Here is a 15,530-nt window from a genome sequence, read left to right on the forward strand (position 1 = left end):
AATTTGCAATCATTAGAAAAAATCATTGGATCATGTTATTCGAATCGATGCGTGGATTTGCACGTATCATTAATTTCTGACCATACCTCTGCATGCTGAAGGAGTACCTGCAGAGGAAAATACATGAACGTGTCCGGTTTCATTACCGACCCGTTCCTAGCCTTGGCTGCATTCGTCACATATGCAGTTACATCGTCTGGACAAGATCCAAGGAGGTTGCAGCTTAATGAAGAAAATGGCTATTATTTTAGTGATAATCGTAGCTTTATTTGTCATGATGGGCGTTTTGACCACTATGAAAAAAGAAGAAAAATCAAAAGGAAATCCCTACGGCAAGGATAAACTTGACCCGGCCACTGTCGATCAGCTGAATGATCCCAATTATCAGAACTTGATACTGCCCCAGGAATTGGAGCAAGACCTCCAAGACAATAAAGACGTGACTGTTTATTACTACAGCCCTAAAAACGGTTATAGTGAAAAGACCACTCCGATCGTAGCGCCGTTGGCGGAAAAACTGGGCATCGATCTTGTTCAATATAATCTTTTGGAATTTGAGCAAGGATGGAGCGATTATGGCATCAAGGATACCCCGACCATCGTCCATTATAAAAATGGACAGGAACAAGAACGGATCGTTGGATTTAAAGAAGAGGAAACCTTCAAGAAGTGGTTCGAAGACAACGACATTAATTAATAATGAAGAAAATGAGCCGGCCCCGACGGAAAATGCTTCTCCCGTTATAGCCTGCTCATTTTTTTGGGCTTATACTAAATATTGATTCGCCACATGGGCATCCATCATTTGCAAATCATTACTCGCTTCTTGGTTCATATTTGAAAAATGGTCATAATAAAAAGGGAAAAAGATTCCGTATTCATTTAATAACGTTATGTTATGTTGGAACAATTCCGCCGAATCGGGATCATTCCATTCTTCTGCCTGCTGTTTGCCCAATATGGATAGGAGTACCTGGAGGCAGGTCATTACTTGAAAAGCATCCCTTAAGGTTCCCAAATAGGTAAACCTACTGCTGCTGCGATTGCGCTCTAAAACGCCTATCTTCCGAAAATGAAGAATTTCACTTTCGGTAAAGTATTTTGGAAATACAGTTTCGTAGAATCTCGAAACGAGACTCGCTATTTCTTGTTCTTGTTCTTCTGTTGAAGAAAAGACCGTCTTCAATAAAAAAACCACCTTTTTTCAGATCCGTTAGACCTATCTAATATATGTATATTCTAGGACGAGCGATTTCTTTCCCCATAGAATAACATAAAAATTGTAAAAAATATGTGGTAATTTCCACCACCGCAATCTTGACAATAGGTCCTTTGTTACTTTTTTTATATTTCACCTGTAATTATTATATTCATTTTTCATTTAACCTCAACCAAATAAGCCGAAAGTAGGAATCGCCATGGAAGATTTTAATACAAAAAATCCAAGTATGTTCATTAATGTTCTGGGAAATTGGAATGGGCTATCGCTGGAAAAACTCTTTAAGGAACGATGGAAGGCCCCAAAGAAGCTGGTTCATGAATGGAGAATGAGTAAAGAAGTAATGCTGAACGGCAGGACTGCCATATGGTCCACCATTCTACAGCAAGGAGATTTGCTCAGCATCCCATTAATGGATGCTGCTGAAAATGAAACCGTTCAAGCGACTAACTTAGACATTCCGATTTTATATGAGGATGAATGGTTGCTGGTAGCCAATAAACCGGCTGGCATCGATACCCACCCATCTCAGCCTGGTGATAGCCATTCTCTCATCAATGGAGTGGCCTACTATCTTCAACAAACCGGTCAGACCTGTATGATCAAGCATATACATAGGCTTGATAAAGATACGACAGGAGCAGTCCTTTTTGCCAAAAACCGCCTGATCGGGTCAATGCTTGATAGAATGTTGGAAGAAAGGGAAATCAAACGGACGTATGTAGCTTTAGTCGAGGGAACCCTTCATAAGAAGGAAGGAAAAATCAATGAGAAAATTGGCCGGGACCGACATCATGCAACGAGACGCAGAGTGTCACCGACCGGCCAGACTGCCCTCACCCATTACCGGGTTCTCAATCACGATTCCAAACGTAACTTGACACTTATCAGCTGCACCTTGGAAAGCGGGCGAACCCACCAAATCAGGGTTCATTTCAGCCATTTGAATCATCCGTTGGCAGGCGATACATTGTATGGCGGCAAAAAAACTTTTCATCGCCAAGCGCTGCATGCACGGAAAATCGAATTCACCCACCCGATTTCCGAAGAGAAAATGGCAATAGAAGCGCCATTCTTGGATAAACCTGAAATATTTGATGGAAGGAACCTTTAATGGACAAAAAAACCGTTCCACCACGAAACGGTTTTCAGCCCATTCATCTAAGCGTGCGAGCAATACCCTTACCTTAGCAAAGACTTTTCATTATAAATGGACAAAAAAATAGCTGGCCGCTTGGGCCAGCTTTATTTTTTATATTATGAAGCTTTTCTCATGCCTTTTAAGATAAGGCTTAAGATGAAGACAAATACGATTGCACCAATCAATGCTGGAATGATAGCGAAGTCCGCTACTGAAGGTCCCCAAGTTCCAAGAATTAATGAACCTAACCAAGCCCCTACAAAACCTGCAATGATGTTACCGATAATTCCAAATGGTACGTCACGTCCAACGATCATACCTGCTAACCAACCAATGATACCTCCGATAATTAATGACCATAAAAATCCCATAATATATTTCCTCCTTCAAATTAGTTGTTTTTTTCCAGCAGACTCAAGAAATCTCTTTACGTTAAGTCCTGCCCATCCAGTTCTTTACCTTTACACTCAAATGGTATGATGCCAATTTTGCACACTCTTTAATGAATGCGACTGTTTTAAATTAGTGGGTAAAGTTAGCTAGCTAAGCCCTGCGGAACTGATTGGCGCTCCTCGATGTTAGTGTGTTTTCTTTTTGTTTGCCGCTGTACTCATTATTTTCCCCGTTTCTATAATCTAAAACCTAATTTCTTTAAAATATATTTGGCAATAAAAACAAGGTTATTAGAAGGAATGAACGGGTATATATTACGCTTAATTCTGTCACATAATTAGTATAAGCAGGAACTGCCTCAAATATGTCCCTACATAAAAGAAAGAGAAGGCCCTATCTTTTGGGATAACCCTCCCTTTCCGACATAGACGTTTTGGGAGCCTTCTCCCGCCTGGCTCCTGGATATTCAAGTGCCTGCAGTGATACGAACGTTCAAAGTCCAAGATACAAATACTGTGGGCCTTTGAAATTCCGGAGTTCCAATTCGAATGTAATGACCTGCTAAAACCTAAAAAAACTGCAGACAAACCCCATTATTCTCGAGTTTGTCTGCAGTCAGGTAAGGGAACCCACATAGTGGGACAGCCTCTGATTTCCGCCGTATTTAAAACAAAACCTCATCCGGATTGCTTCCGAATCGTTCATTTTTGTTCAAGGAATCAATTTGATTCATTTCGTTAAGGCTCAATGAAAAGTCAAACACCTGGGCATTCTCCTCGATGCGGGCCGGTGTGATCGATTTCGGTATAACGACGATATCATGTTGTAGATGCCATCTAATCAGCACTTGCGCTGGGCTTTTCCCATGCTTTTTCGCAATATGGTTAATCGTCGGTTCTTCCAATAGATTCCCCCTGCCTAGCGGGCTCCATGCTTCCACCTTGATTTCATTCTTTTCACAGTAATTACGGATTTCCCCCTGAGTCAAAAGGGGATGCAACTCGATTTGATTGACGACTGGTTTCACTTCACAATTCGCCAGTAAATTTTCCAAATGGTGAACATGGAAATTACTGACGCCGATCGATTTCACTTTTCCATCCTTATAAAGCTTTTCTAAAGCCTTCCATGTATCCAAGTACTTGTCTTTGCCCGGCCAATGGATCAAATATAAATCCAAGTATTCCAAACCAAGGCGTTTCAAGCTATCATCAAATGCCTGAAGGGTAGTATCGTATCCTTGCTCCGTATTCCACACTTTAGATGTAATGAATAGCTCTTCACGGGGAACTCCACACTCAGAGATTGCCTGTCCAACCCCTTCTTCATTTTCATAAATGGCTGCCGTATCAATCGCACGATAACCCACTTCAATTGCTTTCTTGACGGAAGCAACCGTTTCATTGCCATTCTTCACCTTGAAAACACCAAAACCCAATTGCGGCATCTTAACCCCATTATGTAAAGTGATCGTTTCCCGTATATTTGAAATCATCTACATTCCCCCATACTTTTATTTACCAATTATACAACTCCCTTTCTCCTATTTCTAACCATAAGCCTCGTATTTTCGTTTCCGTTTTAATGAAAATCCACCAGATAAAAGGAATAATCACACATTTATTCCTTCACTAAATTAAATATTTTGTAAAAAAATGACCAAACATCTATCCTTATAGATAAGAAATTCGTTACAATTGAATAGTTGTTTAAAAACAAGTTAAAGAAGGTGCGATTTTTAAAGAATAATCAAACGTAAAACCCCCATTCTAAATAATGAGGAGTTGCAGAACAAACCTTTCAGTGTTTACAATCCAAATTCAATTTTTACATATTTGAATATTAAGGGAGTCTTCCATGTATGAGTAGCATTTTCATCTTAACCGCGTTAATTATCGTTTTTGCTTTGGTCTTTGACTTTATCAATGGATTTCATGATACGGCGAACGCCATCGCTACAGCCGTGTCAACCAAGGCGCTTAAGCCGCGCCACGCCATCATCATGGCTGCAGCCATGAATTTATTAGGGGCACTGACCTTTACAGGTGTGGCACATACGATTACGAAGGATATTGTGGATCCATTCACATTGAACAACGGTTCTTATGTCATTTTGGCTGCGCTTCTTTCAGCAATAACTTGGAACTTGGTTACCTGGTATTTTGGCATTCCAAGCAGCTCTTCTCATGCGATAATCGGTTCAATAGCCGGGGCGGCCATTGTCGCCAGTGGGTTCGATGCGATTAAATGGAGCGGATTCACCAAGATTGTCCAAGCCTTGATTCTTTCACCCATCCTTGCTTTTACACTTGGATTCATTGTATACAGCATCTTTAAGGTGATTTTCAAAAACAACAATTTAGGAAAGACCAACAAGCGATTCAGGAGAATACAAATTCTCACGGCGGCCGTTCAATCCTATACACACGGAACGAATGATGCACAAAAATCCATGGGTATCATCACCATGGCTTTAATTGCTAACGGGTATTCCACTAATTCCGAAGTCCCTTTCTGGGTCCAATTATCCTGTGCAATAGCCATGGCGCTTGGAACATCAATCGGAGGCTGGAAAATCATTAAAACCGTCGGTGGGAAAATCATGAAAATTCGACCGGTAAACGGGGTCGCTGCCGATATGACAGGAGCGGCGATCATTTTCGGTGCTACCTTCCTGCACATGCCTGTCAGCACGACACATGTCATTTCTTCATCCATCCTTGGGGTCGGTTCTGCACACAGAATCAAGGGGGTAAAATGGGGAACGGCTAAAAGCATGTTAATCACATGGTTCATAACATTGCCCATCTCCGCTTCATTAGCCGGTATGATTTATTATATTATTGCCTTGTTTTTATAACATCGTCAGCCTTTCCTTCCGGAGAGGCTTTTTTTACATCGGATTCCGCTTAATAAGTGTAATTGGTTCCCATTTTTTACTTATCCTTGTTTTAATTTGTAAAGTTTTATTAAGATTTTGTAAATTTTCGTCGAAAAACCTTCCCTGAATGTATATGAATTCGTTACAATCAACTTGTTAATACTAAGCGTACGACTAAGGTGCGTAAATTGCATGAATAATTGGGAGGCTTCAACATGGCTTTTAAATCAAAAAAAGACAAATTCGCAGTAATGCTTTTCAACATCGCTCAAAACCTTAAAGAAGGTGCTGACTATTTCGCGGATTATAAGCTGAAAAACATCTCCGATCTAAAAGTATTTTCAGATAAGATGAAAGATTATGAGCATAAAGGCGATTCAATGGTCCATAACGTGATCAAAGAGTTGAACAACGCTTTCATCACTCCTATCGAACGGGAGGATATCCTTGAATTAACCATGAGAATGGATGATGTCATTGATGGTTTGGAGCACTGTTCCGCATTATTCGAAATGTACTCGATCGTCAATGCAGACGAGTATATGCTGAAGTTTGTTGATGCAATCAAGGAATGTACGTATGAAATCGAAACAGCTGTAGATACTCTCTCGACAAAAAAATTACCAATGATTCGTGAGAATGCAATTAAAATAAAAGATCTTGAATCTGTTTGTGACGGAATACAACGTCAATCGATCAAAAACCTGTTTACAGTTGAAAAAGATCCAATCAGAATCATTCAATATAAAGAAATTTACGAAAGCCTGGAAGAAATCGCCGATCACTGTCAAGCGGTGGCCAATACACTTGAAACAATCATAATGAAAAACGCCTAAGGAGTACCCCAAATAAATGGATACTTTATTAATTCTGACAATATTAATCGTTTTCTTTGCTTTAGCATTTGACTTCATCAATGGATTTCATGATACAGCCAACGCTATAGCGACTGCCGTTTCAACAAAGGCCATGAAGCCCCGCCATGCCATCATCATGGCCGCCATCATGAACTTCGTCGGAGCCATGACATTTACTGGCGTGGCGAAGACCATTACAAAGGATATCGTGGATCCATTCACGCTTCCTAATGGTTCTTATGTGATCCTGGCCGCTTTGCTGGCTGCGATTTTTTGGAACCTACTCACTTGGTACTACGGAATACCAAGCAGTTCCTCCCACGCACTGATCGGCTCGATTGCAGGGGCCGCCATTGCTGCAGCTGGTTTTGCCGGCATAAGATGGGAAGGATTCCTAAAAATTCTTCAAGCTTTGATTTTCTCCCCGCTAATTGCTTTTGCAATCGGGTTTATCGTATACAGCATCTTTAAAGTTGTCTTCAAAAACAATAATTTGACGAAAACAAACCAAAAATTCCGTACTATACAGATTGCCACTGCAGCACTTCAATCGTATACTCACGGGACGAATGATGCTCAAAAAGCGATGGGGATCATCACGATGGCCCTTATTGCGAATGGTTATGCTTCAAGTTCGGATATCCCCTTCTGGGTCCAATTCTCCTGTGCGCTAGCGATGGGGCTTGGAACTTCCGTAGGTGGATGGAAAATCATCAAAACCGTCGGCGGCAAGATCATGAAGATCCGCCCAGTAAATGGTGTAGCGGCGGATTTAACCGGTGCCTTCATCATTTTCGGCGCGACCGTGATACACATGCCCGTCAGTACTACCCATGTTATTTCCTCTTCCATTCTTGGAGTAGGATCGGCTCATCGGGTTAAAGGCGTAAAATGGGGAACGGCAAAAAGAATGATCATCACTTGGTTCATCACGATTCCCATTTCAGCAACATTGGCAGGTTTGATTTATTACCTAATCAATTTCCTATTTTAAAAAATCAGAAAATCCCTTCCGGTTTCCATCGGAAGGGATTTTCTGTTATATGTACACCCCCCCATGCATTTAATCCATGCGTATTCAATAAAAATCGTATAAAATTCAAGGAGAAGGAATTTTTTTAGCGAGGGGCAAAAATAAATATGAAGGAATTCGAAAAAAATAGAGATATTTTTAAAGACCTTTATGGAGATATGATGGAGTTTGCCGATAGAATCAGTTCGGTTTTAGGTTGCCCTATTACAATCGAAGACGGTAACCACCGTTTACTTGCATATAGCACACATGATGATACTACCGATCAGGCACGCATAATGACCATCATCGGAAGACGGGTACCTGAAAAGGTCATCAACAGTTTATGGAAAGATGGCATCATCCCTGCTTTATTGAAAAAGGATGCCCCCATCAAAATCGGGGCCATCAATGATGTTGGCCTCGGTAATAGGGCTGCGGTTTCCATTCGAAAAAATAATGAAGTCCTTGGTTTCATCTGGGCCCTGGAGGTCAATGCGCCTTTCTCCGATGAAGATATGGACTTTCTCCAATTTGCAGCCAAGGAGGCTAAAAATCAGTTACAGCAATTGCAGCTGAAAAAGAAACGGAAAGAGGCGGGCCATCAGGAATTCCTATGGCGCCTGTTGACAGGACACTATCAAGAAGAAGCAGAAATAATTGAAAACTTCACGAAATTTTCGCTTCATGTACCTGTTGTTTTTTCGATCATGGTATTCGAATTTCCTGAAGAGATCAATCGTGAAGTGGAACGATACATTTCATACATGCTAACGACTACTCAAAAGATAAATAGTTCCCTCTTTGCCATTGACCAAAACAAGCTCATTCTTTTCGCAGGCGCCACAGAGGAAAACAGTCCTTTTTTCACTACATCCATATATGATTTCATTCCATATTTCATCCTGGAAATGAAACAGCGCTTCGGTGTAGAGCATATCCTTGGTACAGCTGGCAATACGTATAAAAACTTTCTGGATGTTAAATCAAGCTACGAGGAGTCACAATACACGTTAAGGATGAAGAATATTTTCCCTGATGATATGAACCTCATCGTACACTTTGAAGAGCTTGGCATGTTCCAAATGATTGAAGCGCTTGCAGGCAATAAACAGCGTCATGCCCATCCAGCCATTTTAAAATTAACAGCATATGATAGGAAGAACCAAACCGAATTGCTGCAAACACTTACCGTTTATTTGGAAAAAGACTGTAACCCAAACGAGGCATCGAGAAAGCTTCATATTCATGTGAATACATTGAATTACCGTTTAAAGCGAATATCCGAAGTGGGGGCCATCCGTCTAAAAGACCCGATTCAAAAAATGTCTCTTTTTCTTAATATTAAACTGGATCAATATGATGATTATTTCAAGAAAAATTCATGAAATCGTGCCCGGTATGGAGATACTAGAAGCATGGAAAGGTTGGTCTTATGAAACTGGAAACAAAAGAAGAGCTTGAGAAAGAATTACGAAACATCGAAAAATGGGAGAAGGATCAAAAGGGACTATGGTTTTGGGAACGAATCGGACGACTCCCCTTCAAGCTATTGGATAAGTTGACCCCAGACTTCATTCAGGATAAATTGGGGATCATGCTCGATGAAATCGGCAGTTACATTCAGACTGGCGGAAAGTATTTAACGAAAGAGACCCACATTCTGGCTAAGCTTCAAGCCAAAAGTCCCGAAACGAACATTAAGGGTCTGGATGATGTTTCAAGCTTGCCGCTCCATGTCATGGATGGCGTGAGCCAGGAAATTAAAAACTCCGGCAGCAAATTGGCAACGGTTCAAGGAGCCACTACCGGTATAGGCGGAATCTTCACCTTAGCCATCGATATTCCCCTTCTTCTCGGCATGTCGATCAAGACACTTCAGGATATCGCCATCTCGTATGGCTTCAATCCCCGTGACCGTCAAGAACGGATTTTCATCGTCAAATGCCTGCAATTCACAACATCGGATGTTGTTGGAAAAAAGGCCATATTAGAGGAATTGTCTAAAATGAATTTGCCTGAGTCTGAATCAAAGAGAAAAATCGCCTCCGAGATGCAAGGATGGCGCGAAGTCGTATATACATATCGTGATCAGTTTGGCTGGAAGAAGCTTTTGCAAATCGTTCCGATTGCCGGGATGATCTTTGGCGCCATCACCAATCGCTCCATGATTGCCGATATGGCTGATACAGGTATCATGCTGTATAGGAAAAGACGGATTTTAGAGCGCATTCAAGAATCGACACTTAAAAGTTAAGCCCCTTTGTCATATTATGTCACATTATTGATATGAATGAAGGGCTCACAACGAGCAAGTCCATGTTTATTGAATCTGCGTTTGTGGAATTTCACAAATACACCTTTTTCATTTTTCTGATTTCCACATACTAACTGTTACTTTTTCCAACTATACTTGTGTTACAAATAGTAAAACATATTATTGGAGGGATTAAGATGAGAATAGGAATTCCGAAAGAGATTAAAAACAATGAAAACCGTGTAGCTATCACTCCAGCAGGCGTTGTAGCATTAGTGAATGCGGGACATGAAGTATTAATCGAAATGAACGCTGGTCTAGGAAGCAGTTTTACAAATGAATCATACCAAGAAGCTGGTGCAGTAATAGTCGAGGACGCTGCTAGCGTTTGGTCAAGTACAGACATGATCATGAAAGTAAAAGAACCTATCTCATCTGAATATAAATATTTCCGTAAAGATTTAATTCTCTTCACATATCTACATCTTGCAGCCGAACCGGCCCTTGCACAGGCCCTAAAAGAAAGCGGTGTCTTGGCCATTGCTTATGAGACGGTTGCAGTAAACCGCACACTTCCGTTATTGACGCCAATGAGTGAAGTGGCAGGACGTATGGCTGCACAAATCGGTGCTCAATTCCTTGAAAAGAATAATGGCGGCAAAGGAATCCTATTAAGCGGAGTTCCTGGAGTGAAACGCGGTAAAGTCGCAGTTGTCGGCGGAGGAATGGTTGGGACGAACGCAGCTAAGATTGCAATTGGTTTAGGCGCAGATGTAACCATTCTTGACTTAAGCCCCGACCGTCTTCGTCAATTGGATGATATTTTCGGAAATGAGCTGACTACGCTTATCTCCAATCCTTATAACATTGCTGAAGCAGTCAAGGATGCTGATTTGGTGATTGGCGCTGTACTGATTCCGGGTGCCAAAGCTCCAAAGCTCGTAACGGAAGAAATGGTTAAGTCGATGTCTCCAGGTTCAGTGATCGTCGATGTTGCAATCGACCAAGGCGGAATCTTTGAAACGGTTGACCACATAACAACACATGATAACCCTACTTATGTAAAACATGGAGTTGTCCATTACGCAGTGGCGAACATGCCAGGAGCAGTGCCTCAAACATCTACTGTCGCTTTAACGAACGTAACGGTTCCATTCGCCCTTCAAATCGCAAACAAAGGAGCTCTTAAAGCGATCCTTGAAAATGATGCCCTTGCTAAAGGCGTCAATGTGGCGAACGGTGAAATCACGTTCGAAGCAGTTGCAAACGACTTAGGCTACAACTATGTGAGTGTTGAAAATGCCTTAAACCCAAATAACATTAACGCTTAATATAAAAAAAGAAGCCTCCAGACACGGATCGTGTCTGGAGTTTTTTTATCGGAAATCTCAGGAATTTTTTGCTGTAGGCCGGTTTATCCCCGATGCGGGGCGAAATACTAACTCGTTCGGACGGATTATTCCGATGTTGGTCGGATTTTCTGCTCGGACGGGCAGATTATTTTACACGTCAGGCATTTTTTCCGAATGTGCTTGATATAGATCGAAAATTTCGGACACTCATGTAGTTCAATTACGTGTAATCGGCGTTGACTTGCCGTTCTTATAGGAACCGCAAGTCTGCCCTTTCACTAATTTCTTTATTGGAAGATACTGCTCATCTAGCACCCTGTACTCTTCTAATCTGCGAAAATTTTACCTGGATTCATAATTCCGTTCGGGTCCAGTGCATATTTGATCGTTTTCATCACTTGGTAAGCTGCTCCGTGCTCCCTTGACTGATACTTCAATTTCCCAATCCCGACACCATGTTCACCCGTACAAGTGCCACCTTTTGATAGAGCATATTCGACAATTTCTTCATTTAATCGCTTCGCCTCTCTCACTTCCTCATCGTTCTGTAGATCAATCATGAACAAAACATGATAATTGCCATCACCTACATGTCCTACGATCGCTCCCTCCACTTTGGAAAGTTCGACCTTCTTCCTCGTTTCCAAGATGGCATTCGATAATTCATGCAGCGGTACGCTTACGTCGGTCACCATCAGTTTCTTGCCCGGAGCACTATGAATGAAGGCATACGCGAGATTGTGCCGGGCCTCCCACAAAGCATTCCGTGCTTTTGAATCCATTTCGAACTGGATATCGCCACACCCAAAATCACTTACTATTTCCTTGGCGAATTGGACATCCTGTTCCAAACCGGCAAAATTCCCGTGAAATTCCAGAAATAAGGTAGGTCTGACGTCATAGGCTTTGTCCATGAATTGATTAACTTTTTTTATTGATTCTGCATCAACCAATTCGATTCGTGCAATCGGGATTCCTGCAAGCATGATCCCATTGACCGCAGATACAGCCTGTTCGACGGTCGGGAACGTCGCTCTTCCTGCCATGGTGACTTCAGGGATTCCATATACCTTTAATGTCAGCTCAGTAAAAACACCTAATGTACCTTCCGATCCTACAAACAGGCCATTCAAATGAATGCCTGATGAAGATTTTGTCGCTAAGCTGCCCGTGTGGATCACTTCACCGTTTGCCAGTACGACTTCCAGATCCCTGACTTGATCACGCATTATCCCATATTTAACCGAGGTCGTCCCACTTGCATTCGTGGCGGCCATTCCGCCCAGCGTCGCATCGGCGCCGGGGTCGACGGAAAAGAACAGTCCATACTTTTTCAACTCTTTATTGAGGTGTGTCCTTGTCACGCCCGGCTGCACCTTAACGAGAAAATCATTTTCCCTGATCTCCAAAACTTGATTCATTAAGGTCATATCAAGGGAAATCCCTCCTTTAACCGGAACGACATGCCCCTCCAAGCTTGATCCTAACCCGAACGGAATCACAGGAATATCGTGGTCATTCGCATACCTCATGACTGCACGTACTTCTGCCGTATCCTTTGGATAGATAACCGCATCAGGTAAATGCGGTGTATGGTACGATTCATCATGACTATGCTGTTCCAATAACGTTTCATTCACCGTTACTTGCTCATCCGTCAATATATTCCTTAAGTCCTCTATGTACTGATTCATCCTGCACCCTCCTTTTTTGACAAAACATTCTGAAAACGATAACCAAAAGGAGATTGCCCATTGGGGGCAATCGTCACTCTCTTATTTGCCAATCCCTTTCGCTTTATCCGTACATGCCTTCATTGCTTGTAAAATGCCCGATCTAAGCTGTGCCTCTTCCAAAGCAGCCACTGCTGCTATCGTTGAACCACCTGGAGTGCAAACATCATCCTTTAAAGCGGCTGGATGCCTTTCCGTTTCAAGAACCATTTTAGCAGCCCCCATTACAGCTTGTGCTGCCATACGGTATGCTTGTTTTCGCGGAATGCCATCTCGAACCCCGCCATCAGCCAGCGCTTCGATGAACATGTATACATATGCTGGAGACGATCCACTTATGGCCGGTACTGCATCCATCAAATTCTCATGAAGGATCTCCGTTTTTCCAAAGCTATTGAGCAGTGCCGTTACATTTGCGATATCATCATCCGTGATTTCATCGTTAATGCTTATGGCTGTCAAGCCCTCACCCACAAGGGAAGGAGTGTTTGGCATCGTCCTTACGACCTTCACTTTCCCTTCAAAGCTGTTTTCTATTAGAGAAATATTGATTCCTGCCGCCATCGTAATGATCACGGTGCTTCCTTTTACATGACCCTTCACCTGTTCAAGCACTTGCTTATGCATGGCAGGTTGAATCCCAAGAAAGAGAATGTCGGCAAACTCGGCAACTTCTTCATTATCGATGGTGCCTTTAACCTTATGTTTCGTGGTGATCTTCGTCATGGATTCCAAGCTTGCAGTACTTACCATGATTCGATCGGGCGAAACCACCTCAGCAAGCAACATGCCCTCCAGCATGGCCTCCCCCATTTTACCGCAGCCGATAAAACCGATTTTTTCATTCATATCTTACACTTCCTATCCAGATCCATCTATATTCCTTCTTATTATATCGGATTTGCTATATGGAAACACGCCGGAATATCCACTAGGAAGGATTTAGCGATTTCCAACCGAATTACTAAGGGGATATGGAGAAAATCTTGATTTTTTTAGCGAAAAAAAACCATTGACTAATTGGTCATTTCCCCTATATAATTTTGACCTATCAGTCACAATGAATACAGTTTGAGGAATGGGGAAATGGTATGCAAATGGAGAAAAAAGCAGTCAATACCAGGCTTGTCTTAACAGGGTTGATCATTGGAATGTTTTTCAGTTCATTGGAACAGACGATAGTCGGGACGGCCATGCCGACGATTATCGGGCAATTGAATGGTTTTACCATATTCGCTTGGGTAACGACTGCCTATTTAATAGCTTCAACGACTGTTGTACCGATTGTTGGAAAGCTTTCTGATCTATATGGCAGGCGATCTCTCTACCTGCTTGGTACGATCATTTTCACGATTGGTTCATTTTTATGTGCCACTGCCACCTCCATGGAGCAATTGATCATTTACAGGGGGCTGCAAGGCATAGGCGGCGGAATGATCATGCCCTTATCCCAGACGATCATCGGCGATATCTTCTCGGCGGAACAAAGAGCCAAATGGCAAGGAGTATTCGGTGGCCTCTTCGGGTTAAGTTCTGTCATTGGACCTTTTCTTGGCGGAGTGATCGTAGACCATATCAGTTGGCATTGGATCTTCCTCATCAATGTGCCGACAGGGTTATTATCCGCCATCCTGATTTATGTCGGGTTGAAACATGAGTCGATCAGTAAAACGGTGAAAGTGAATATTGATTATCTTGGCATCTTCACCTTGATACCTGGTATTGTCCTATTATTATTGGGCTTGACATTCGGTGGTGATAAGTTCGAATGGGCATCCCTTGAATCTCTCTTGATTTTCGGCTTTACCATCATCTTCATTTCTCTATTCATCATTTTTGAAAGAAAAGCAGTTGAACCGATCCTTGATTTAGCCCTTTTTAAAAATCGTGTTTTTGCGACCACCAATATTCTCGGATTCCTGCTTGGCCTCGGCATGTTCGGGGCGATCATGTTCGTTCCCCTGTTCATGCAAGGAGTGCTTGGCGTTTCACCTACAAAAGCGGGATCGACCATGACTCCCATGATGGTCGGTTTAATTCTTTCCAGTATCGTAGGCGGTAGGTTGTTATTAACCTTCCGTTTTCGCACAGTGCTTACCTTTGGAATGGCCATCGCGACTTTAGGCTTCTTCCTAATGAGTACGATGGATGGCAGTACGACGATTTACACTGCCTATTCCTTCATGGCCGTTCTTGGAATCGGGATGGGGCTTGTCATGCCGACATTGATGATTGCCGTTCAAAATGAATTTCCTAAGTCACAGCTTGGATCGGTCACGGCGGCCTCTACCTTCTTCCGATCAATAGGCGGGACGATGGGCATCACGATTTTAAACGCAGTCATGAATCATAACCTACAGAAAAATATGGATGATGCAGCACTAAGCGAAAAGAATCCGATATTGCACGAGGCACTGACTGCACTAGCGGATAAAACGGATAAGTTATTCAACATCATGCTTTATCCCGAGAATCTTAAAGTACCTGCTGAATTTGGCAGCGTCCTGATAAAAACGATCGAAAACGCTTGGATAGATGCCTTTTCCAGTGTTTTCGTCACTGGTATCTTTTTTGTTGCAGCGGGCATATTAGTGGCACTTTCCGTGGGATCCGGCAGAATCAAAAAAGATCAAGAAACGGAAAAAGAATTAAGTTGAACAAAAACAAGGCCGGCTGAGTGGTTCA

The 15,530-nt window shown here is 42.3% G+C and carries 14 protein-coding genes; 9 read left to right on the top strand and 5 right to left on the bottom strand.

What is annotated here, in order from left to right; genetic code table 11:
• Positions 1-226: 226 nt before the first annotated feature.
• Positions 227-697 carry a thioredoxin family protein gene (locus tag AS888_RS16560; protein WP_061143257.1) on the top strand — a complete coding sequence of 157 codons (471 nt, stop codon included), beginning with the start codon at positions 227-229 and terminating at the stop codon, positions 695-697.
• A 69-nt stretch (positions 698-766) separates the two neighbouring features.
• Here the strand turns inward: AS888_RS16560 and AS888_RS16565 are convergent, their stop codons facing one another.
• Positions 767-1,186 (bottom strand): DUF5365 family protein, encoded by a 420-nt coding sequence (locus AS888_RS16565; RefSeq protein ID WP_061143258.1) that lies wholly within the window; start codon positions 1,184-1,186, stop codon positions 767-769.
• A 262-nt stretch (positions 1,187-1,448) separates the two neighbouring features.
• Between AS888_RS16565 and AS888_RS16570 the strand changes: the two genes are divergently transcribed.
• Positions 1,449-2,333 (top strand): RluA family pseudouridine synthase, encoded by an 885-nt coding sequence (locus AS888_RS16570; RefSeq protein ID WP_061143344.1) that lies wholly within the window; start codon positions 1,449-1,451, stop codon positions 2,331-2,333.
• Positions 2,334-2,476: 143 nt separating this feature from the next.
• Here the strand turns inward: AS888_RS16570 and AS888_RS16575 are convergent, their stop codons facing one another.
• Together AS888_RS16575 and AS888_RS16580 are read right to left on the bottom strand one after the other, a co-directional pair.
• Positions 2,477-2,731 (bottom strand): GlsB/YeaQ/YmgE family stress response membrane protein, encoded by a 255-nt coding sequence (locus AS888_RS16575; protein ID WP_180319977.1) that lies wholly within the window; start codon positions 2,729-2,731, stop codon positions 2,477-2,479.
• A 686-nt stretch (positions 2,732-3,417) separates the two neighbouring features.
• Positions 3,418-4,248: an aldo/keto reductase gene (locus tag AS888_RS16580; RefSeq protein WP_081092492.1), complete on the bottom strand. Its 831-nt coding sequence runs from the start codon at positions 4,246-4,248 to the stop codon at positions 3,418-3,420.
• Between the two features lie 366 nt (positions 4,249-4,614).
• Between AS888_RS16580 and AS888_RS16585 the strand changes: the two genes are divergently transcribed.
• From AS888_RS16585 to ald, 6 genes are all read left to right on the top strand, one after another.
• Positions 4,615-5,613, top strand: coding sequence for an inorganic phosphate transporter (locus AS888_RS16585; protein ID WP_061143260.1), 999 nt, complete (start codon positions 4,615-4,617; stop codon positions 5,611-5,613).
• A 236-nt stretch (positions 5,614-5,849) separates the two neighbouring features.
• Positions 5,850-6,470 carry a DUF47 domain-containing protein gene (locus tag AS888_RS16590; protein ID WP_061143261.1) on the top strand — a complete coding sequence of 207 codons (621 nt, stop codon included), beginning with the start codon at positions 5,850-5,852 and terminating at the stop codon, positions 6,468-6,470.
• 16 nt (positions 6,471-6,486) lie between these two features.
• Positions 6,487-7,485, top strand: coding sequence for an inorganic phosphate transporter (locus AS888_RS16595; RefSeq protein ID WP_061143262.1), 999 nt, complete (start codon positions 6,487-6,489; stop codon positions 7,483-7,485).
• Between the two features lie 146 nt (positions 7,486-7,631).
• Positions 7,632-8,891, top strand: a complete 1,260-nt coding sequence (locus tag AS888_RS16600) for a PucR family transcriptional regulator (RefSeq protein ID WP_061143263.1) — start codon at positions 7,632-7,634, stop codon at positions 8,889-8,891.
• Between the two features lie 47 nt (positions 8,892-8,938).
• Complete coding sequence (locus AS888_RS16605; RefSeq protein WP_061143264.1) at positions 8,939-9,760, top strand: EcsC family protein; 822 nt, start codon at positions 8,939-8,941, stop codon at positions 9,758-9,760.
• Positions 9,761-9,957: 197 nt separating this feature from the next.
• A complete protein-coding gene (gene ald, locus AS888_RS16610) occupies positions 9,958-11,091 on the top strand; it encodes an alanine dehydrogenase (RefSeq protein ID WP_061143265.1) in 1,134 nt (377 codons plus the stop codon).
• Between the two features lie 347 nt (positions 11,092-11,438).
• On the opposite strand, the gene AS888_RS16615 is transcribed toward ald, so the two are convergent.
• Complete coding sequence (locus AS888_RS16615) at positions 11,439-12,806, bottom strand: FAD-binding oxidoreductase (protein ID WP_061143266.1); 1,368 nt, start codon at positions 12,804-12,806, stop codon at positions 11,439-11,441.
• Between the two features lie 81 nt (positions 12,807-12,887).
• Complete coding sequence (gene proC / locus AS888_RS16620; RefSeq protein WP_061143267.1) at positions 12,888-13,694, bottom strand: pyrroline-5-carboxylate reductase; 807 nt, start codon at positions 13,692-13,694, stop codon at positions 12,888-12,890.
• Positions 13,695-13,936: 242 nt separating this feature from the next.
• On the opposite strand from proC, the gene AS888_RS16625 reads away from it, so the two are divergent.
• Positions 13,937-15,502 (top strand): MDR family MFS transporter, encoded by a 1,566-nt coding sequence (locus AS888_RS16625; protein WP_061143268.1) that lies wholly within the window; start codon positions 13,937-13,939, stop codon positions 15,500-15,502.
• Positions 15,503-15,530 lie beyond the last annotated feature (28 nt).

Origin of the sequence: Peribacillus simplex (genome assembly GCF_001542915.1) — a bacterium.
Classification (GTDB): domain Bacteria; phylum Bacillota; class Bacilli; order Bacillales; family DSM-1321; genus Peribacillus; species Peribacillus simplex_B.

Coding starts and splice junctions, on each gene's coding strand:
- AS888_RS16595 (WP_061143262.1), top strand. CDS start 6,487: ATGGATACTTTATTAATTCTGACAATATTAATCGTTTTCTTTGCTTTA.
- AS888_RS16600 (WP_061143263.1), top strand. CDS start 7,632: ATGAAGGAATTCGAAAAAAATAGAGATATTTTTAAAGACCTTTATGGA.
- AS888_RS16605 (WP_061143264.1), top strand. CDS start 8,939: ATGAAACTGGAAACAAAAGAAGAGCTTGAGAAAGAATTACGAAACATC.
- AS888_RS16590 (WP_061143261.1), top strand. CDS start 5,850: ATGGCTTTTAAATCAAAAAAAGACAAATTCGCAGTAATGCTTTTCAAC.
- AS888_RS16575 (WP_180319977.1), bottom strand. CDS start 2,731: ATGGGATTTTTATGGTCATTAATTATCGGAGGTATCATTGGTTGGTTA.
- ald (WP_061143265.1), top strand. CDS start 9,958: ATGAGAATAGGAATTCCGAAAGAGATTAAAAACAATGAAAACCGTGTA.
- AS888_RS16580 (WP_081092492.1), bottom strand. CDS start 4,248: ATGATTTCAAATATACGGGAAACGATCACTTTACATAATGGGGTTAAG.
- AS888_RS16560 (WP_061143257.1), top strand. CDS start 227: ATGAAGAAAATGGCTATTATTTTAGTGATAATCGTAGCTTTATTTGTC.
- proC (WP_061143267.1), bottom strand. CDS start 13,694: ATGAATGAAAAAATCGGTTTTATCGGCTGCGGTAAAATGGGGGAGGCC.
- AS888_RS16615 (WP_061143266.1), bottom strand. CDS start 12,806: ATGAATCAGTACATAGAGGACTTAAGGAATATATTGACGGATGAGCAA.
- AS888_RS16625 (WP_061143268.1), top strand. CDS start 13,937: ATGCAAATGGAGAAAAAAGCAGTCAATACCAGGCTTGTCTTAACAGGG.
- AS888_RS16570 (WP_061143344.1), top strand. CDS start 1,449: ATGTTCATTAATGTTCTGGGAAATTGGAATGGGCTATCGCTGGAAAAA.
- AS888_RS16585 (WP_061143260.1), top strand. CDS start 4,615: ATGAGTAGCATTTTCATCTTAACCGCGTTAATTATCGTTTTTGCTTTG.